Annotated in this window: 15 protein-coding genes; 11 read left to right on the forward strand and 4 right to left on the reverse strand. The window is 73.7% G+C overall.

The annotated features are described in order from the left end of the window. Nucleotides 1-82: 82 nt before the first annotated feature. Nucleotides 83-697 (forward strand): carbonic anhydrase, encoded by a 615-nt coding sequence (locus tag GA0070623_RS25635; RefSeq protein ID WP_067309368.1) that lies wholly within the window; start codon nt 83-85, stop codon nt 695-697. Between the two features lie 275 nt (nt 698-972). Here the strand turns inward: GA0070623_RS25635 and GA0070623_RS25640 are convergent, their stop codons facing one another. Beyond that, complete coding sequence (locus GA0070623_RS25640) at nt 973-1302, reverse strand: hypothetical protein (protein WP_067315918.1); 330 nt, start codon at nt 1300-1302, stop codon at nt 973-975. 319 nt (nt 1303-1621) lie between these two features. On the opposite strand from GA0070623_RS25640, the gene GA0070623_RS25645 reads away from it, so the two are divergent. Next, entirely contained in the window at nt 1622-2110 is a 489-nt protein-coding gene (locus GA0070623_RS25645; protein ID WP_067315921.1) for a DUF3145 domain-containing protein, read from the forward strand. A gap of 656 nt (nt 2111-2766) precedes the next feature. Continuing rightward, entirely contained in the window at nt 2767-4497 is a 1731-nt protein-coding gene (locus GA0070623_RS25650; protein ID WP_067314433.1) for a glycoside hydrolase family 3 protein, read from the forward strand. A 69-nt stretch (nt 4498-4566) separates the two neighbouring features. Here the strand turns inward: GA0070623_RS25650 and GA0070623_RS25655 are convergent, their stop codons facing one another. Beyond that, a complete protein-coding gene (locus GA0070623_RS25655; RefSeq protein WP_067314431.1) occupies nt 4567-7260 on the reverse strand; it encodes a sugar-binding protein in 2694 nt (897 codons plus the stop codon). A gap of 418 nt (nt 7261-7678) precedes the next feature. On the opposite strand from GA0070623_RS25655, the gene GA0070623_RS25660 reads away from it, so the two are divergent. From GA0070623_RS25660 to GA0070623_RS25695, 8 genes are all read left to right on the forward strand, one after another. After that, on the forward strand, nt 7679-8842 hold the full coding sequence (locus tag GA0070623_RS25660) for an ROK family protein (protein ID WP_067314428.1): 1164 nt from the start codon (nt 7679-7681) through the stop codon (nt 8840-8842). A gap of 42 nt (nt 8843-8884) precedes the next feature. After that, nucleotides 8885-9928 (forward strand): extracellular solute-binding protein, encoded by a 1044-nt coding sequence (locus tag GA0070623_RS25665; protein ID WP_067314426.1) that lies wholly within the window; start codon nt 8885-8887, stop codon nt 9926-9928. A gap of 179 nt (nt 9929-10107) precedes the next feature. Beyond that, nucleotides 10108-11181, forward strand: coding sequence for an ABC transporter ATP-binding protein (locus GA0070623_RS25670; protein ID WP_067314423.1), 1074 nt, complete (start codon nt 10108-10110; stop codon nt 11179-11181). Beyond that, nucleotides 11178-12944 (forward strand): ABC transporter permease, encoded by a 1767-nt coding sequence (locus tag GA0070623_RS25675; protein WP_231932547.1) that lies wholly within the window; start codon nt 11178-11180, stop codon nt 12942-12944. Before GA0070623_RS25670 ends, GA0070623_RS25675 begins: the two co-directional genes overlap by 4 nt. Further along, nucleotides 12941-13984, forward strand: coding sequence for a creatininase family protein (locus tag GA0070623_RS25680; RefSeq protein WP_231932548.1), 1044 nt, complete (start codon nt 12941-12943; stop codon nt 13982-13984). Before GA0070623_RS25675 ends, GA0070623_RS25680 begins: the two co-directional genes overlap by 4 nt. Further along, complete coding sequence (locus GA0070623_RS25685) at nt 13981-14991, forward strand: amidohydrolase family protein (protein WP_084261508.1); 1011 nt, start codon at nt 13981-13983, stop codon at nt 14989-14991. The genes GA0070623_RS25680 and GA0070623_RS25685 overlap by 4 nt, the downstream gene beginning before the upstream one ends. Before the next feature lie 9 nt (nt 14992-15000). Then, nucleotides 15001-16452, forward strand: coding sequence for a lyase family protein (locus GA0070623_RS25690; protein ID WP_067313072.1), 1452 nt, complete (start codon nt 15001-15003; stop codon nt 16450-16452). Between the two features lie 103 nt (nt 16453-16555). Continuing rightward, entirely contained in the window at nt 16556-17473 is a 918-nt protein-coding gene (locus GA0070623_RS25695; RefSeq protein WP_231932549.1) for an ROK family protein, read from the forward strand. A gap of 262 nt (nt 17474-17735) precedes the next feature. Here GA0070623_RS25695 and GA0070623_RS30140 read toward each other — a convergent pair whose 3' ends face one another. Beyond that, nucleotides 17736-17891, reverse strand: coding sequence for a hypothetical protein (locus tag GA0070623_RS30140; protein ID WP_157517612.1), 156 nt, complete (start codon nt 17889-17891; stop codon nt 17736-17738). Nucleotides 17892-18072: 181 nt separating this feature from the next. Beyond that, nucleotides 18073-19299: a beta-ketoacyl-ACP synthase II gene (fabF, locus tag GA0070623_RS25700; protein ID WP_067313074.1), complete on the reverse strand. Its 1227-nt coding sequence runs from the start codon at nt 19297-19299 to the stop codon at nt 18073-18075. Nucleotide 19300 lies beyond the last annotated feature (1 nt).

Below are 19300 nucleotides of genomic sequence, written 5' to 3' on the forward strand. Positions count from 1 at the left end.
GCCCGGAGTGCGCGCCAACCGTGCCGGTGCGAAGATTCCCGACCCGGCTGCGCGCGGCCGGCGCGGCGACCAGGCTGGGGGCATGCCCCGTTCACCCGCCCGACCTGCCCGGACGCCCCGGGCGGCGCTGGCCGAGCTGCTCACCGGCAACCGTCGTTTCGTCAGTGGCCGTCCCGTCCACGGCCACGACGTCACCGCCGCCGCGGCGGTCGCCTCGGGCGACCAGCAGCCGTACGCGGTGCTGCTCGGCTGCATCGACTCGCGGGTGCCGCTGGAGGCGATCTTCGACCAGACCTTCGGGTCGATCTGCGTGATCCGCACCGGGGCGCACGTGCTGGACCGGGCCGTGCGGGGATCGATCGAGTTCGTGGTGGAGCAGCTCGGGGTGACCCTGGTGATGGTGCTCGGGCACGAGCGGTGCGGGGCGGTCGCCTCGACCGTGGAGAGCCTGCGCACCGGGCGGCGGCCGGACGGCGACCTGGGGTACGTGGTCGACCGGATCACCCCGGCGGTGACCGACGTGGGTCCGTACCATCCGGCCGTGCACCCCCTGGCGGTCCGCCGGCACGTGCGCCGCACGGTGCGGGCGCTGCGCACCGACGAGCTGCTGACCGGCCCGGTCGCGGCGGGGACTCTCGACATCGTCGGCGCCCTCTACGACCTGGACACCGGCGAGGTCACCCTGCTCGACCCCTGACACGGGCACCGCACCGCGCCGCTCTGCTGCCCGGGGACCGCGTGCCGGGCATGATCGTCCTGGATCCAGGTTGTAGTGGTCTCCTGCGTGATGGAGGGGACTACAACCTGGATCCAGGACGATCTTCACGGCGCGATCATGGCGGCGCGAATCGTCGGGGCGCGATGGTGGCGGGGGTGGGGGTGCGGGGGTGCGGGGGGTGGGGGGTGGGGGGAAGCAGGAACCGCCCGCCGGGGTGACCCGGCGGGCGGTTCCTGAGGTGGCTCGGGAGGGACTCAGCCCTCGAAGACGCCGGCCTCGACGAGACGCTTCTCGGTCTTGTCCCAGCCGTCGCCCGGGTGGGCGGCGGCGAGGTTGTTGATCTCGGCACGGATCTTGGCGGCGTGACCGGCGCCGGCCAGCACCCGGATCTCCTCGACGAAGGCGTCGGAGTCGGTACGCAGGTGCGCGGTCTTGCCGTTGGTCAGGTTCCGCACGTAGGCGTGCTTGCCGCCGTTGAGCGGGATGAGGTACTTGAACTCGCCCAGCACGCTGAGGGCGCCACCCTGGCCAGCCTGGCCGGCCCGGACTGACGCGCGCGCGGTCTTAGAGGTGTTGCTCGCCACGGAGATGCTCCTTGCAAGACGTACGGGAGGACGGAAACGTCCGGGGGCTGTAGCGGGCGACGCCCGGGTCGGGCCTCGGCCCCGCGAAGTGGTGCGACGGCGCAGAACCGCCCAGAGAAATATACACGACCACGATGCCTGGCAGCTCATCGTGCCCGTCGGAGAGCACAACCGGAGTCACCGGTCCGGGTATTTCCCGGCGGCGAATTTTCCGATTCCCTGGCGCACCATCCGTCACAGCAGTCATCATGTGTGGCAACAGCCACTCGGGTGGTCGAGGTCGTAGGGGAAGACGCACCTCGCTCTCCGGGAGGTCACCGTGCCAACGCGTGGCGTCGTATACGTCCACTCGACCCCGCTCGCCGTGTGCTCACACGTCGAGTGGGCGATCGCGCGCGTTCTCGCCGCGCCGGTCAACCTGCACTGGACGGCCCAGCCCGTCGATCCCGGCGCCCGCCGGGCCGAGTGCGGATGGACCGGTCGCCCGGGGACGGGTGCCGAGCTGGCTGCTGCCCTGAGGCAGTGGCCCATGATCCGTTTCGAGGTGACCGAGGAACCCAGCGCGGGCGCGGACGGCGAGCGCTTCATGCACGTGCCCGGCCGGGGTCTGTTCCGGGCCACGGTGGGCGTAGCCGGGGACATCCAGCTCGGCGAGGACCGGCTGCGCAGCATCATGGCCTCGGTCCGCCCGGAGGCGCTGGCGCACGCTCTCGACAAGGCGATGGGCACCGCCTGGGACGCCGAGCTGGAGCCCTACCGCTACGCCGGGGACGGCGCGCCGGTGACCCTGCTCACCCGGGTCGGCTGACCGCAGCCCCGTCGGTCTCACCCCCCCACCGGTCTCACCCCCCACCGGTCTCACCCCCCTGGTCTCACCCCGTCGGTCTCACCCCCGGCACCAGTGCCGATGACGATCCGGCTGACCGCGCCGACGACTGGGTTCCGTGCCGGTTGCTCCGCCTGGGCGCAATGTCTCCGCGGAGAGCGTTATGCCTGCCCGTCATATTTATGACGGGCAGGCATAACGCTCTCCAGGAAGTCGTACCCCCGAGCACGCCACGGCCGGTGGAATGGCCCGGTGACCGTGTCCCGGTTGGCGGCACCGACGCCGAGGCGGCGGCCGGGACGACGCCGACGTGGAGCCCGGTTACCATGTCCCGGGTTGGCGGGGCATGTCCGTCACACGAGCGGCCGAACTCGAGGTGGGCATCCTGGACCACCGACCCGGGTGAGGGTGGCCGTCGACCGAGCGGCCGGGTGGCCGCCGACCGAGCGGCCGGGTGGCCGCCGACCGAGCGGCCGGGTGGCCGCCGACCGAGCGGCCGGTCCGGGTGAATCCGCTCACCCTGCCCGGCCGCGTCCCGCCCGGGGCACGCCGGGGAGCCGGACACCCGGTCGGGGACAGGCACGCCGCCCCCACCGCCTGACCTGGCCGGGTTGCCGCTGATCTTCGGCGGGGGTTGGATGGGCCGGGTGCCGATCTCCCCGCGACGTGCCGGCGTCGCCGTCGCCGCCCTGACCGCGCTGCTCGCCTCCGGATGTGCGGGGGAGGGGCAGCTTCCCGCGCCGGTCCTGTCCGGGGCCGCCCCCACAGCCAGCCCGACCGCCGCCGCGCCCACCGCCGACGACCCGGCCGGTCGGGCCGCCGCGCTGGCCGGCGCGCTCGGCGACGAGGACCTCGTCGGCCAGGTGCTGATGCCGTACGCCTACGGCAGCTCGGCGACCACGGTGACGCCCGGCTCGGCCGCCGGCAACCAGGCCCTCGCCGGGGTCGACACCCCCGCCGAGATGATCGCGAAGTACCGGCTCGGCGGGTTGATCCTGGTCGGCTTCAGCGCCGACGACCCCACCTCCGGCAACCAGTCCACCACCAACGTCGACAACCCGGCCCAGGTGAAGAAGCTGACCACCGGGCTACGCGAGGCCGCCGGCAAGCTGGCCGCCGGCCCGGCGCCGTTCCTGGTCGGCACCGACCAGGAGTACGGCGTGGTCACCCGGATCACCGACGGGGTGACCGCGCTGCCCAGCGCGCTCGCCGCCGGGGCAGCCGACGACCCGGCCCGGACCGAGGCAGCCTGGAAGGCCGCCGGCACCGAGCTGGCCGCAATGGGGGTGAACCTGGACTTCGCGCCGGTCGCCGACGTCCTCGCCACCCGCAGCACGGTGATCGGCTCGCGGTCCTTCGGCGCCGACCCGAAGCGGGCCGCCGCGCAGGTCGCGGGCGCGGTCCAGGGGCTGCAGAGCGCCGGGGTGGCGGCCAGCGTCAAGCACTTCCCCGGGCACGGGCTCAGCGCCGCCGACTCGCACCAGGAGGTCCCGGTGGTGGCGCAGCCCCGGGCCGAGTTGGACAGTGTCGCCTTCCCGCCGTTCCGGGCCGGGATCGACGCCGGGGCGATGGCGGTCATGTCGGCGCACCTCGACGTCACCGCTGTCGACCCGGGCACCCCGGCCACCTTCTCCCGCAAGCTGCTCACCGACGTGCTGCGGGGCGAGCTGGGCTTCCAGGGGGTGGTGATCACCGACGGGATGAACATGCCGCCGGCCAAGCGGTACCCGCCGGGGGAGGCGGCGGTGAAGGCCCTGCTCGCCGGCAACGACCTGATCCTGATGACCCCGAACGTCGGCCAGGCGTACGACGGGCTGCTGGCCGCGCTCCGCGACGGCTCGCTGCCCCGGGAGCGGCTGGTGACGGCGGTCACCCGGGTGTTGACCATGAAGTTCCGGCTCGCCGACCGGCCGACGCCGGCCATGACCACGCTCGACAGCGCCCCGCACCGGGCCGCCGCCGCCGAGCTGGCTGCCGCGGCGGTCACCCAGCTGCGCGGGAAGTGCGGCGCGGCGGTGTCCGGCCCGGTCAGCGTCACCACCTCCGACGGGCGGGACAAGACCCGGGCGGCGCTCACCGCGGCGTTGACCGCCGCGGGCGTACGGGTGGTGTCGAAGGGCGGCACCCGGGTCCACCTGGTCGGCTACGGGGACGGGCCGAAGGACCTGGCGGCCGGCGCGGCGGTGACGGTGGCGATGGACACCCCGTACGTGCTGGAGAAGGCGACCTCGCCGACCCTGCTGGCCACCTACTCGTCCAGCCGGGCGTCGATGACCGCGCTCGCCGCGGTGCTGGCCGGCAAGGCGAAGCCGACCGGGCGTTCCCCGGTGCCGCTGACCGGGCTGCCCGCCACGAGTTGCGCGAGCTGACCCCCTGACACCGGTGTGGCCGGCCGCCGACGGAGGTCGACGACCGGCCACGGCCGGTGCGGTGGTGGGTCAGTTCAGCGGGACCTGCTGGGCCACGGCGGCACCGCCGGACTCGAAGGCGGCCAGCAGCGACGTCGGGCTGCCCCCGCTGGTCGGGACCGTCACGGTGACCCGGTCACCGGCGGCCAGCCGGACGGTGTGCTCACCCCGGGCCGTGTCGCCGTCCCAGGCGTACAGGTAGGCGGTGCCGGCCCGGTCGGCACGCAGGGTGACCCGCACGCCGTCGGTGACCCGCTGGGCCGAGGTCAGCCGCAGCGCCGAGTTCTTCAGCCGGGGTACGGCGGCCGGGGCCACCCCGTCCACGGCCGACTGGGCGATGGTCTGCGGGCTGTGCACGCTGCGCGCCGAGGTGTCCGGGAACACCGGCGTGCTGGGCTGCCGGGCCGTCGGCTGGTAGCCGGGCAGGGTGGTCAGGCCGTAGCGGTACGGGTCGGCCCGGACGCCGGTGAAGGTGGACCAGCCCAGCCGGGACTGCGAGCTGAGGTCCTGGGTGTCCGAGTCGTAGACCAGCACGTTGAAGCCCATCCGGGCCGGGTCCACCGCGTCGGGCAGCACCGCGAACGGGATCATCGTCTCGATGGTGTACCCGGTGTACGGGGAGCTGACCTTGCTGACCACTGTCATCCCGGGTGCGGTGGTCGCCCCCGGCCCCTGCCGGTTGTCGGCGTCACGCTGCCAGCACGGCGGGTCGCCGTTGGCCGGGTCGTCGGTGATCGGGAAGATGCCGGCCTTGAACACGGTGGAGGTGTCCGTCGAGTTCCCCTTCGGGTCGACGATGATCTCCACGCTGTCGGTGCGGCGCTGCCGCTTGCAGTCCTGCGGGACCACCTTCTTGCCCAGTACGTCGTCGGTGACCTGGACGATCACCTTCAGCCCGTCGGCGGTCCAGGCGATCCGGCCGGTCGCCGAGGCGTCCTGCGGGGTCGTGGCCTGACCCTCCCAGATCCGGGAGAAGTCCAGCTCCGGGCCGGGGTACTCACCGGGCGAGGCCACCCCGTCGACGGTGCCGTCGCCGGCCCGCGGGACCTCGGTGGTCGGCACGATCTCCAGTGCGCCGGTCTCCACGGTGCTGCCGGCGGCGCTGGTGGTGGTGATGGTGATGCCGTAGTCCCCGTCCGTGCCGCCCTCGTTGGCGGTCGGCAGGGTGGCGTCGGTGTTGGTGACGGTGAAGGTGACCGCCCCGGACGCGCCGGGGGCCAGCGCGGGGTAGCTCTTGGTGGCCGCGTCGGCGGTGAAGCCGGCCGGCAGGCCGAGGGTGACGGTGCCGCTGCGGCTGACCCGGCCGTGGTTGCGCAGGTCGATCCGGACCGACCGCTGCTGGCCGGAGCCGATGGTGAGCACCGGCTTGATCAGGGTGTCCAGCTGCGGGTATCCGCCCTCACCGGCCCAGGTGCGGAACGTGCCCACCTCGGGCAGCGGCTCCAGGGTGCCCCGGACGTCGGCGACCACCCGGACGGCCCGGTCGGTGCGCCCGACGCCCTGGCGGGTGGTCAGAGTGGCTCCGATGAGCTGCTGCTGGTTGGTGTCGGCGTCGGCCGGCACGGTGACGGTGAACGTACGGGTCCGCTCCTTGCCCGACGGCACGTCGTTGTTGAGCACGCCGGAGCCCTTGGCCTTCCAGCCGCCCGGCAGCCGCAGGTCGATCCGGGGCTTGACCAGGGCGCGGTTCTGCGGGGCGCGCAGGTGCGCGGTGACCTCGACGGTCGCGCCGGGGGCCAGGTCGAACCGGTCGGTGGTGAGGTACAGCTCGGTGCCCTTGGGTAGGCCACCGGTCGCCGGCGGCAGCACCGAGCCGCGCAGGATCGCCTCCGGCGAGGTGTCCGCCGGGTCGTACGGGACGCGGCTGTCGATCAGGGTGTAGAAGTCGCACCGGATCTTCGTCGGGTCGGTGGGGGCGGCGGCGGTGCCGGCCCAGCCCTGGGTGACGTACTCCCGGCGGGCGTCGACCTCGATCTCGGCCCAGGTCTTCCCGCTGGCGCTGGGAGTGCCCTCCCAGACGCCGAAAACCTGGTCGGTGGGGACGGTGGGGGTGAAGCTGGTCGCGCACTGGGGCCCGGCGGCGGAGCTGCCGGTGCCGCCACTGCGCAGGAACTTCGCGGCCCGGAACGGGCTGAGCCCCTCGGCGCTGAGCTGCTCCGGGAAGGCGTTCGGGTCGGCGGCGGCGGTGAACGCCTCGGCGGCGAACCGGGCGGCCTGCTGGTGGTTGCCGTGGTTGCCCGGGGTCGGCGACGGGTTCATCGTCATGATGATCTCGGGCCGGGTGGTCCGGATGACCCGGACGATCTGGGCCAGGGTGTCGTCGTGTCCCCAGATCTGCTCGGACAGCGGGGCGGACGCGGTGTACCAGAAGTCGACCCGGTCGAGGTTGTAGAGGTTCTCCACCCCGGCCTTGCCGATCGCGGTGCGTTCCTCGCGTTCGCGGATGATGCCCAGCGGCGGCCCCTCCTCCAGACCGACGGCGTTTCCGCCGCCCTCACCCCGGGTGATGGTGACGACGCCGGCCTTGGCGCCGTACTTCTCCTTCCACTGGCCGAGGGTGGCGAGGCTGCCGGCCTCGTCGTCGGGGTGGGCGCTGACGAAGAGCACGTCCAGGTCGACGGCCTTGGCGGGGCGGGTGTCGGCGGGGGCGGCGACGGCGGTGGCGGGTGCCCCGGCCACGGCCAGGGCGAGTGCGGTGGGTAGCAGGAAACCCTTGATACGCATGCAGATCCTTCCGGAACCACGGCGTCCGGGCGGCGACCGTCCGCATCGGACGCGGGGCGTCGGACGCGGGGTCGTCAACGGACGGTGAGGCGGCGGGAACGGGGAACGGTGGGCGTCGTCGGACGCGGTGCACCGGGTGGGGCAGCGGTACGGGTTCCGTACACACTGGAAGGCCTTCGTCCGGTGACGCTAGGGACCGGCCCGGTGCTACGTCAATCCCCTGGAGGGTATTTCTTTCTTTGAAGAAGAAATAAAGTACCCGCCGTCCGGGATGTCCGGTGCCGTGTCGCCGCGGTCGCCCGGTCCCGGTCCACCGCCCGCTATTGGTGACGTTCCTGCTGCTCCGGTGCCTCACGGTGAGCGGCCCGAGACGCACTTGTTACTTGACTCTTTAATTCGTTCGCCGTAGGAAGGAAGTGTGACAGACGTGGTGACGCCACCGACGAGCCCGGTGAGCCGGGAGCGGTCCAAGGAGATCAAGCGGCTTTCCGTGATCTCCACGGCCCGCCAGGTCCGGGTGCTCTCCCGGGCCGAGTTGACCGAGCTCACCGGCCTGAGCCCCGCCACCCTCACCCCGCTGGTACGCGACCTGATCGCCGAGGGCTACCTGATCGAGCGCGGGCCGGGCGCGTCCCGGGCCGGCCGGCCCCGGGCCATGCTGGAGTTCAACCCCCGGGCCGAACTGGTCGCCGCCGTCTCGCTGGAGCCGTCCCGGATCAGCTGCGAGATCGCCGACAGCGACGGTGCGGTGGTCGCCCACCGCGCGGTCCGGCTGACCGGCGACATCGTCGACACCATCTGCCGGTCGGTGCCCGAACTGGCCGGCGACGGGCTGCCCGCGCTGCGGGGGGTGGCCATCGCCGCGCCCGGCGTCATCTCCGGCGGCGCGGTCCGGCTCGCCCCCTCGGTCGGCCTGGTCGAGGGCCGCCCGATAGGGGAGTCGGTCCAGCGGACCCTGGGCGTCCCGGTGGTGGTGGACAACGACGTCAACCTGATGGCGGCCGGCGAGCACGCCGCGGGTGCCGGCACCGACGTCGCCGACCTGTTGCTGCTCCACGTCGCCGACGGCATCGGCGCGGGCCTGGTGCTCGACGGCCAGGTCCGCCGCGGCGCCCGGGGCGCGGCCGGCGAGGTCGGTTTCCTGCCGCTGGACCCGGCCGACCGGGGGCACGACGGGATCGGCCCGTTCGAGGCGCGCTGGTCGGAGAACGCGATCGCCGAACGGGTGGTCGCGCTGGCCCCCGGCCGCCGTCCCGACTCGCCGGTACGCGCGCTGGTCGAGCTGGCCGCCGCCGATCCGCGCGCCGCCGGCTACCTCGACGACCTGCTGCACGCCTGGTCCCGGCTGATCGTCTCCTGCGTCTGCGTGATCGACCCGGGCCGGGTGCTGCTCAGCGGTGCCGCCGCCGATCTCGACGACGCCGCCGTCGACCGGCTCCAGGGCCTGGTCACCGCCGCCGCGCCCAGCACCACCGAGGTGCGCCGGGCCGTGCTCGGCGACCGCGCGGTGCTGCACGGCGCGGTCAGCTACGCCCTCTCGGCCGCCGCCGCCGGGCTGCCCACCCTGTTACCGACCCCCTGACCTGCCCTGCCTCAGTTCTCCCCAACCCCTCGGAGGTACCCCATGAGACGTCGACTTCTGCTCGCCGGAGCGCTCGCCACCGTCCTCGCCGCCGGCACCGCCTGCGGCGGCGGCTCGGACGACACCGCCGCCGGTGAGACGGAGAAGCTGACGATCTACACCGCCCGCGACAAGAAGGTCTCCACCTTCGTCGTGGACAAGTTCACCGCCAAGTACCCCGAGTACAAGGGGAAGGTGGAGATCCTCAACCTGGGCGCCCAGGAGATCCTGGAGCGGGTCCGGGCCGAGAAGGCCAACCCGCAGGCCGACGTCTGGTGGGGCGGCACCCAGCAGGGGCTGGCCGCCGGCGCCGGCGAGGACCTGCTCACCGCCTGGCAGCCCGCGTTCGCCGGCAAGATGGACGCCAAGTACAAGGACGCCGAGGGCCGCTGGTTCGGGGAGATCCTGCTGCCCGAGGTCATCATGTACAACAACAAGGCGCTCACCCCGGAGCAGGCCCCGAAGGACTGGGACGACCTGCTGAAGCCGGAGTGGAAGGACAAGATCGTCATCCGGGACGTGGCCGCCTCGGGCACCATGCGGTCGATCTACGCGGCGATGATCATGCGGCAGTCGCCGGACGGCAGCAACCCGCAGCCCGGCTACGACTGGCTCAAGAAGCTCGACGCCAACACCGGCGCGTACGCGGCCAACCCGGCCGACCTCTACCTGAAGCTCTCCCGCCAGCAGGGCACCCTGAGCGCCTGGAACCTCCAGGACATCCTGCTCCAGGCCAACCAGTCCAACATGCCGTTCGGCTACGTGATGCCGGCCTCCGGCGCCCCGGTGCTGGTCGACGGGCTGGCCGCGGTCAAGGGCGGCAACAGCACCGGCGCACAGAAGTTCATCGAGTTCCTCTTCGACGACACGCTCCGCGCCGACCTGGCCAAGGACTATTACCAGATCCCGGCCGTGGAGATCGCCCAGCAGCCGGAGTGGCTGGCCCAGCTCAACCTCAAGCCGCTCGACGTCAACTGGGACATCATCGGCAAGAACGAGACCGAGTGGATCAACCACTGGAACAGCCAGATCAAGAACAAGGGCTGACCGCGCGGGTGCCGGGGGCGCGACGTGCGTCCCCGGCACCGCCGCCCGCCCACGCCGCGGCGGCCCGACCGCGAACCGCCCGGTCCCTGCGGCGGCCGTACCCCGTGCCCCACCGGTCCGTCCCCGTACCACCGCCCGCCCGCCCGGCCAGGCCGGTACCGCATGAAGGAGAGGACATCATGATCGATGTCACGCTGGAGTCGGTGAGCAAGCGCTTCGCGCGTGCCGGCGACACCGCTGCCGTCGACGACGTCGACATCAGCATCGCCGCCGGGGAGTTCTTCACCCTGCTCGGCCCGAGCGGCTGCGGCAAGACCACCACCCTGCGGATGGTGGCCGGGTTCTACTTCCCCACCTCGGGGCGGATCCGGTTCGGCGCGGAGGACGTCACCCACCGGCCGCCGAACAAGCGCGACACCGGCATGGTGTTCCAGAACTACGCCCTCTTCCCGCACATGTCCGTCGCGCAGAACGTCGCGTACGGGCTGAAGATCCGCAAGGTGGGGCGGGCCGAGTCCGCCCGGCGGATCGAGGAGGCCCTCGGCCAGGTCCACCTCGCCGGCTACGGCGACCGCCGGATCGACCAGCTCTCCGGCGGCCAGCAGCAGCGGGTGGCGTTGGCCCGCGCCCTGGTCATCCGGCCGCGTACCCTGCTGCTCGACGAGCCGCTGTCCAACCTCGACGCCAAGCTGCGCGAGGAGACCCGGGTGGAGATCCGGCGGATCCAGCAGGAGGCCGGCACCACCGCCATCTACGTCACCCACGACCAGGCCGAGGCGATGGCGATGTCCGACCGGATCGCCGTCATGGAGTCCGGCCGGGTCCGGCAGATCGGTGCCCCGCAGGAGATCTACCACCGGCCGGCGACCGCCTTCGTGGCCCGGTTCATCGGCCGCAGCAACGTGCTCGACCTGCCGGTGGTCGCCGCCACCGCCGGGACGGTCACGGTGGGGCTGCCCGACGGCAGCGAGACCGCCGTCACCGCCCCCGCCGACCACGGCCTGCGCGCCGGGGACACCGCCGGTGTCTCGGTGCGCCCCGAGCACCTCGGCCTCACCTCGGTCAGCGAGCCCGGCGCGCTCACCGGCCGGGTGACCGAGCTGGAGTTCACCGGGATGGCCACCAACCTGGTCGTCGAGGTGGCCGGCGAGCCGGTGCAGGTCGCCGCCATCGACGTGCCGACCGGGATCACCGTCGGCGACCAGGTAGGGCTGCGGCTGAACCGGGAACGGATGTGGGTGGTGCGCCCGTGAGCGCGAGCCCGGCCACCGTGCCGCCGGTCACCCAGGACCCCGCCCCGCCGAAGGCCGAGCGGCCCCGGCGCGGCCTCAACGCCAACTCGCCCTGGTTCCCGTACCTGCTGGTCTTTCCGCTGGCGCTGATCCTGTTCGGCTACGTGGTGCAGCCGATGTTCGCCACCTTCGCCGAGAGCGTCGGGGTGGACGGGGTGGCCAACTACACCGAGTTCGTCACCGGCACCGGGGTGGCCCGGTCGGCGCTGCTCACCTCGCTGATGATCTCGGCGGCCAGCGTGCTGCTCTGCGGGATCGTCGGGGTGGCGATGGCGTTCCTGCTCAAGCGCTTCTCGTTCCCCGGGCGTCGGCTGATCGAGGCGATCATCCTGGTGCCGGCGGCGCTGCCGCCGCTGATCGGGGCGATCTCGTTCCAGCTGCTCTACAGCGAGACCGGCATCCTGCCGCGCGGGCTGCAACAGCTGCTGGGCACCGAGAACCCGGTGCTGCCGTTCACCGGTATCGCCGGGGTGCTGGTGGTGCACACCTTCACCATGTACCCGTTCTTCTACCTCGCCGCGTCCGCCGCCCTGGTCGGGATGGACCCGTCGGTGGAGGAGGCGGCCTACAACCTGGGCGCGAGCCGGATCCGGGTGTGGCGGACCGTGCTGCTGCCGATGCTCACCCCGGCGCTGGTCTCGGCGTCGCTGCTGGTCTTCATGACGTCGCTGGCGTCGTACACCGCGCCGTTGCTGTTCGGGGTGGACCGGACGATGACCATGCAGATCTACATCAACCGCACCAACGGCGACCTGCCGATGGCCTCCACCTACGCGTCGGTGCTGGCGGTGTCCTCGGTGCTGTTCCTGCTCGGGATGCGCTGGTACGAGGGGCGGCGCAGCTACCGCTCCCAGTCCAAGGGTGTCGCCTCACACCGCCGGGAGATCACCAACCCGTTCGGCAAGTGGCTGGCGCTGCTGGCCTCGGTGCTGGCCACCATGGTGCTGCTCGCCCCGGTGGCGACGATCGCCCTGGTCGCCTTCTCCCGGGACGGCTCGTGGACCACCGAGGTGATCCCGGCGGAGTACACGATGCAGAACTTCGTCACGATCTTCTCGGACCCGGGGGCGTACCGGCCGATCCTCAACTCGTTGCAGATGAGCCTGCTCGCCACGGTGGGCTGCGTGGTGGTCGGCGTGCTGATCGCGTACGCGGTGCGCCGGCTGGACTTCCGCGGCCGGGGGCTGCTCGACGTGGCGGTCATGCTGGCCTGGGCGCTGCCCGGCACGGTGGTGGCGATCAACCTGATCTCGGCGTTCAGCACCGGCAACGCGTTCAGCTTCGGCCAGGTGCTGATCGGCACCTTCTGGATCATGCCGCTGGCGTACTTCGTGCGGTTCCTGCCGCTGGTGTTCCGGTCGAGTTCGGCGACGCTGGCCCAGATCGACCCGTCGCTGGAGGAGGCGGCCCGTAACCTCGGCGCCCCCTGGTGGCGGGCGTTCGGCACGGTCACCCTGCGGCTGATGCTGCCCGGCGTGCTGGCCGGCGCGCTGCTCGCGTTCGTCAACGGGGTGGGCGAGTTCGTCGCCTCGGTGCTGATCTACACCTCGGAGACGGCACCCATCTCGGTCGAGATCAACAACCGGATGTACTCGTTCGAGGTCGGCACCGCCGCCGCGTACGGCATGCTCCAGGTGGTGTTGATCTTCATCGTGATGGTGTTCTCCGGCCGCCTGCAGAACGGCGGCCGGGCCACCCGGGAGGCGGCGAAGTGGACGGCGTGACCTGGCCGACCGGGGGCGGGCTGCTGCCCGCCACCCGGATCCCCGGCGGCGAGCTGGCCGCCGTCGCAGCGGCGGCCGACTACGCGGTGCTGCCCGTCGGCGCCGTCGAGTGGCACGGCCCGCACCTGCCGCTCGGCACCGACCTGATCCTCGCCGAGGGCTTCGCCGCCGAGGCCGGCGGCGCAGGTGGCCTGGCCGCCGAGGCCGGCGGCGCAGGTGGCCTGGCCGCCGAGGCCGGCGGCGCAGGTGGTTCGGCCGCCGAGGCCGGCGGCGCGTCCGTTCCGGCCGCCGAGGCCGGCGGCGCGTCCGTTCCGGCCGCCGAGGCCGGTGGCGGGTCCGGCGCGGTCGGGCCGCGGGGGGTGCTCTTTCCGGCGGTGCCGTACGCGGCCTGCCCGGGGCAGACCCGGCCCTGGCCGGGGACGGTGTCGATCCGGCCGGAGATCGCCGTCGGCTACCTCGCCGACGTGATCGAGGGGATCGTCGCCGCCGGCTTCCCCCGGCTGCTGATCGTCAACGGCCACGACGCCAACATGTCCACCGTCCGGGCCGCGATGGAGTGGGTCTCCGGCCGGCGTACCGCCAGCCTGCTGCTGGTCAACTGGTTCCAGCTGGTCACCCCGGCGGAGACCACCGAGCTGTACGGGCCGCTGACCGCCCGGGGGCACGGGGGCGCGTACGAGACCTCCGGGGTGCTCGGGTTCGACCCCGGCGCGGTCCGGCTCGACGCGGTGACCGACCTGCCGCCGAAGCCGAAGCTGCCGGTCGGCCACCCGTACGTGCTGGTCGAGTCCCGGCCCGACCCGTGGCAGGGCTGGTCCGGGCACATCTCGCTGGCCTCCGAGGCGGCCGGTCGGCAGGTCCGCGCCACGGCCGGCGCGCGACTGCGGGAGATCGTCGCCGCCTGGGTGGCCGCCCCACCGCCCGCCCCACCCACCGCCGACCCGCTGCCGACGCCCGCCGACCCGGCTCCGACGGCTGGTGACCCGCCGGCCGGGCCGGCCCCGACGGCGGCGGACGGGGCGACCGGGGCAGAGCGATGAGCGTGGACCGGGGACTCGACATCGTCGACTTCCACCTGCACTTCCGGATCGGCACCGACGAGACCATCCACGCCTGCGAGGACGCCGCCGGGATGCACCCGGGCGGGGAGCACGAGCGGGCCGTCCGGGCCGCCGGCTCCGCCCCGTACGCGAAGGCGTGGCGGCAGGCGTGGAGCTTCCCCGACCCCGAACCACCCGCCGTCCGCTGGCAGGACGAGGCCGACCGGTGGGCCGACGAGCTGCGCGCGGTACGGGTACGCCGGGCCGTCTTCGTCACCGGCGGCGGCAACGACACCGTCGCGGACGTGGTCGACCGGCACCCGGACCTGCTGCTCGGCTTCGCCCACCACGACCCGTACTCGCCGGGGGCCGCGGCCGAGCTGGAGCGTGCGGTGACCGAACGGGGCCTGCGCGGGCTGAAGCTGTTCGCCCCGCTGCTGCGCGGCCCGCTGGACCACGCCGACCTGGACCCGCTCTGGGCCACCGCGCAGCGCCTCGGCGTGCCGGTGCTGATCCACATCGGCCACTACGGCAGCGCCGGGGGCCTCTCCTTCGGCCGGTACGGCGGCCCCGACGAGCTGGCCCGGATGGCCCGCCGCTTCCCCGAGCTGACCGTGGTGGTGCCGCACTTCGGCGTCCAGCACGTGCAGGACCTCCTCTTCGCCGCCTGGGGCTGCCCCAACATCCACGTCGACACCTCCGGCTCCAACCAGTGGGTGCGCTGGATGCCGTACAAGCTGACGTTGGAGGACCTGTTCCGCCGCTGCTACGAGACGATCGGCCCGCAGCGCATCGTGTACGGCAGCGACTCGTCGTGGTTCCCGCGCGGCTACGTCACCCGCTACCTCGACGACCAGCTGCGGGTCTGCCGCGAGCTGGGGATGCCCGACGACCACCTCCGCGCGATCTTCGCCGGTAACGCCGAACGGCTGCTGGGCCTGACCGACCGACCAGCCGAGAACCCGGGAAGCGGCCCCCGTGCCGCGCCCCGGCCCGGAAGGAAGTAAGGAACCGCCATGAGCGAGCTGACCACCTACCAGCGGCACCACCTGGCCCCGACCTACGACCACCACGTCGGGCACCTCTACCCGGCGATGGTGCGCGCCAGCCAGGCGCACGTGGTGATGCTGACCGAGCAGGGGCTCGTCCCGGCCGAGCGGGGAGCCCGGCTGCTGCGCGGGCTGGCCGCGCTGCGCGCCGACGGCAGCCCCGCGCCGGCGTTCGACGGCAGCTTCGAGGACACCTACTACCTGCTGGAGAAGACCCTCGCGCAGGCGTGCGGGATGCCCGCGTCCGAGCTGGACGTGCAGATGGCGCGCAGCCGCAACGACCTGGACGCCGGGGTGTTCCGGATGCTGCTGCGCGACCAGTTGCTCGGCGTGCTGGAGAGGGTACTGGCCACCGGAACGACCGCGCTGGACGTCGCCGACCGGTACGCCGACGTGGTGATCACCGGGTACACCCACCGCCGACCGGCCCAGCCCACCACCATCGGGCACGCCCTGGCCGGCTACGCCGAGGCGCTGGCCGGTGAGGCCGCCGGGTACGCCGACGTGATCGACCAGCTCAACGTCTCCCCGCTGGGGTCCTGCGCGTTCGCCGGCACCGACCTGGACATCGCCCCGGCCCGGGTGGCCGAACTGCTCGGCTTCGACGGCCTGGTGACCAACTCGTACGAGGCGGTCGCCGGAGCCGACCACCTGGTCCGCGTCGGCACCCTCAACGCGCAGGCCCTGGCCACCGGCGCCCGGCTGGCCCGCACCCTGATGGACTGGCTGACCTGGCAGTGGGTGGCCACGCCCGGCGACTTCACCCAGGGCAGCAGCATCATGCCGCAGAAGCGCAACCCGGTGGTGCTGGAGCACCTGGTGTCGATGGCCGGCGCGAGCGCCGCCGACGCCGCCTCGGTGCTCAACAACGTCGGGGCCGCCTGGTGGGAGGACTCCAACAACGCGACCACCGACGTGCAGGTCCGGCTCTGGGACAGCAACGACCGGGCGGACCGGTTCTTCGCCCTGGTCGGCGGCTTCCTCGCCGAGTTGGAACCGCTGCACCCGCCCACCCGGGAGGAGATCGTCGCGTCCGGGGCCACGACCACCGCCGCGGCCGACGCGCTGACCCGGCACGGGGTGCCGTTCCGGGCCGCCCACTCGGTGGTCGGCCGGCTGGTCCGGGCCGGTGCGCCGGACACCTGGACCGCCGACGGGGTCCGGGCCGCCGCCGACGGGCTCACCGACCGGTTGACCGACGACGCCGTCGCCGACCTGATCGCCGCCGCCGTCCACCCCGACCTGGTGCTGGACCGGGTGCAGGTGGACGGGCCGGGAGCCGCCGCCGTCCGCGCCCAGGTCGCCACCCTGCGGGTCGCGTTCACCGGCGTCGCCGACCGCCTCGCCGCGACCCGCGACCGGCTGGCCCGTGCCGACGCGGCGCTGGACACGGTCGCCGCCGAGGTGGCTGGCCGGTGAGCGCGTCGAGGGGACGACCCGGTGCCGATCCGGCCGCCGGGCCGGGGGCAACCGCGTCGTGGGCGCGACCGGCGGGCACGGCGGTGACGGGGCGGTGGAGCAGGTGAGCGTACGGCTGGCCGGTGTTCCCGCCGACACCCGCACCGACGGGCTGCTGCTCGGCATCGACTTCGGTGGCACCAAGATGGCGGTCGGGGTGGCCGACGGGAGCGGCCGGTTGCTGGCCCACCGGCGGATCGCCACGCACGCCGAGCGGGGTGCCCCGCAGGCGTTGGACCGGGCTCTGGCGCTCGCCGCCGAACTGGTCGCCGGAGCCGGTGGGCCCCTCGTGGCGGCCGGTGTCGCCTCGCCCGGCGTGGTGCGTCCGGACGGCATCGACCTGGCCCCCAACGTGCCCGGCTGGGAGCGGTTGCGGCTGGCCGACGCGGTGTCCGACGCCCTCGGGGTGGCCCGGGTGGCGGTGGACAACGACCTGAACGCCGCCGCCCTGGCCGAGCTACGGCTCGGCGCGCTGCGCGACGCCGACCCCGGCCTGGTGGTGGGGATCGGCACCGGCGTGGCGGCGGCGGTCACCGTCGGCGGCCGGGTCCTCGCCGGGCACCGGGGGGCGGCCGGCGAGATCGGGTACGCGGTGGCCGGCGGCCCCTGGCCGGGCACCATGCTGGAGCTGGACTTCTCCGGCCGGGCGCTGGACCGGTTGGCCGACGAGCTGGGGGTGGCCGGGCAGGCGGCCGGGCTGGCCGCCGCCGCCGAACTGCCCGGTGCGGCCCGCGACGCGCTCACCGCCCGGGTCGACGAGCTGGCCCGGCACCTGGTCACCTGCTGCCTGCTGCTGGATCCGCAGCGGGTGGTGCTGGTCGGCGGGGTGGCCGGCAGCACGCTGGTCCGGGGGCTGCTGGTCGACCGGCTGGCCGAGGTGCTGCCGCACCGTCCCGACGTGGTGCTGTCCCGGTTCGCCGACGACGCGGCGCTGCTCGGCGCGGTCACCCTGGCCCGGGAAGCGGTGCCGGCAGCCCGCTGACCGGGTCACCCGGGCGTCCGGGCCGGGTGGGGCGGACCGGTCGGGCCGCGTGGGGCGGACCGGTCGGGCCGCGTGTCCGACCCGCGAAAGGGGGGCGGGCCGGTCGGGCCGCGTGGGGCGGACCGGTCGGGCCGCGTGGGGCGGGCCGGTCGGGCCGCGTGTCCCACCCGCGAAAGGGGGGCGGGCCGGACAGGCGGTGCGGGGCGGACAGGCGGTGCCGGCCGGACACGCGGTGCGGGGCGGACACGCGGTGCGGGGCGGGTCAGAAGGTGGGTGGGGTGGGGCTGGTCGGGGTGAGCACCCCACCGGCCCGGGTCCGGACGGCGTGGGCCGACGCCGCCGCGTTGCGGACCACCTTGGCGGTGTCGTGGCTGACCATGGTCCGGTCCTGCTTCACGATCCGGCCGTCGATGAGCACGGTGTCGATGGTGGCGGGGTGGCCGAGCGGAACAGTGTCGGGTGGTGGGGGCGCCCATGATCAGATTGCGATTTTGGGCACTCGCCCCGGCGTGTCGTCTCAGTTTCGGCAATCCGATCATGAGGCCCAACACCGCCAGCCCACCAGTCCGGGTGCAGGGCTGGTGGGCTGGCGGTGTTGGTCAGGGGCGGGTGAAGACCAGGGCGACGTTGTGGCCGCCGAAGCCGAAGGAGTTGTTCAGCGCGGCGGGCACGTCCAGGTGGCGGACCTTGTTCGCGGCGACCTCCAGGTCGAGCCCGTCGTCCGGGTCGTCCAGGTTGATCGTCGGCGGGATGACACCGTCGCGGATGGTCAGGATGGTGGCGATCGACTCCAGCGCGCCGGCCGCGCCGAGCAGGTGCCCGGTCATCGACTTGGTGGCGGTCAGCACCGGATGGTCGCCGAGCGCCCGGTGCAGCGCCTTGATCTCGGCGAGGTCGCCCACCGGGGTGGAGGTGGCGTGCGCGTTGACGTGCACGATGTCCGCCTTCGCCACGTCCGCGTCGGCGATCGCCTTGGCGATGGCCCGGATCGCGCCGGCCCCCTCCGGGTGCGGCTGGACGATGTCGTACCCGTCCGAGGTGATGCCCGCACCGGCGAGCCGGGCGTACACGTGGGCACCGCGGGCGGCGGCGTGGTCGGCCCGCTCCAGCACCAGGATGCCGGCGCCCTCACCGAGGACGAAGCCGTCCCGGCCCTTGTCCCAGGGGCGGGAGGCCAGCTCGGGCTCGTCGTTGCGGGTCGACATGGCCCGCATGGAGCTGAAACCGGCGATCGGCAGCGGGTGGATCACCGCCTCGGTGCCGCCGGCCACCACCACGTCGGCCCGGCCGGCGCGGATCATGTCCAGGCCGAGCGCGATCGCCTCCGCACCCGTCGCACAGGCGCTCGCCACCGAGTGCACCCCGGCCTGCGCGCCCAGCTCCAACCCCACCCAGGCGGCGGGGCCGTTGGGCATCAGCATCGGAATGGTGTGCGGGGAGACCCGGCGCGGGCCGGACGCCTCCAGGATGTCGTCCTGGGCGAGCAGGGTGAGGGCGCCGCCGATGCCCGAGCCGACGCTGGCGCCCAGCCGCTCCGGGTCCAGCCCGGAGTCGGCGAGCCCGGAGTCCGCCCAGGCCTGCTGCGCCGCGATCAGCGCGATCGCCTCGGAGCGGTCCAGCCGGCGTAGCTTGACCCGGTCCAGCACCTCGGACGGGTCCACCGCGAGCTGGGCGGCGATCCGGACCGGGAGCTGGCCGGCCCACTCCTGGGTGAGCGGACCCACCCCGGAGCGGCCGGCGAGCATGGCGTCCCAGGTCGACGCGACGTCCCCGCCCAGCGGGGTGGTCGCGCCGAGCCCGGTGACGACGACGTCGACGTGACTCATC

The sequence above is a fragment of the Micromonospora rifamycinica genome (assembly GCF_900090265.1).
Classification (GTDB): domain Bacteria; phylum Actinomycetota; class Actinomycetes; order Mycobacteriales; family Micromonosporaceae; genus Micromonospora; species Micromonospora rifamycinica.

Coding starts and splice junctions, on each gene's coding strand:
- GA0070623_RS25670 (WP_067314423.1), top strand. CDS start 10,108: ATGATCGATGTCACGCTGGAGTCGGTGAGCAAGCGCTTCGCGCGTGCC.
- GA0070623_RS25650 (WP_067314433.1), top strand. CDS start 2,767: ATGGGCCGGGTGCCGATCTCCCCGCGACGTGCCGGCGTCGCCGTCGCC.
- GA0070623_RS25655 (WP_067314431.1), bottom strand. CDS start 7,260: ATGCGTATCAAGGGTTTCCTGCTACCCACCGCACTCGCCCTGGCCGTG.
- fabF (WP_067313074.1), bottom strand. CDS start 19,299: ATGAGTCACGTCGACGTCGTCGTCACCGGGCTCGGCGCGACCACCCCG.
- GA0070623_RS25635 (WP_067309368.1), top strand. CDS start 83: ATGCCCCGTTCACCCGCCCGACCTGCCCGGACGCCCCGGGCGGCGCTG.
- GA0070623_RS25690 (WP_067313072.1), top strand. CDS start 15,001: ATGAGCGAGCTGACCACCTACCAGCGGCACCACCTGGCCCCGACCTAC.
- GA0070623_RS25665 (WP_067314426.1), top strand. CDS start 8,885: ATGAGACGTCGACTTCTGCTCGCCGGAGCGCTCGCCACCGTCCTCGCC.
- GA0070623_RS25685 (WP_084261508.1), top strand. CDS start 13,981: ATGAGCGTGGACCGGGGACTCGACATCGTCGACTTCCACCTGCACTTC.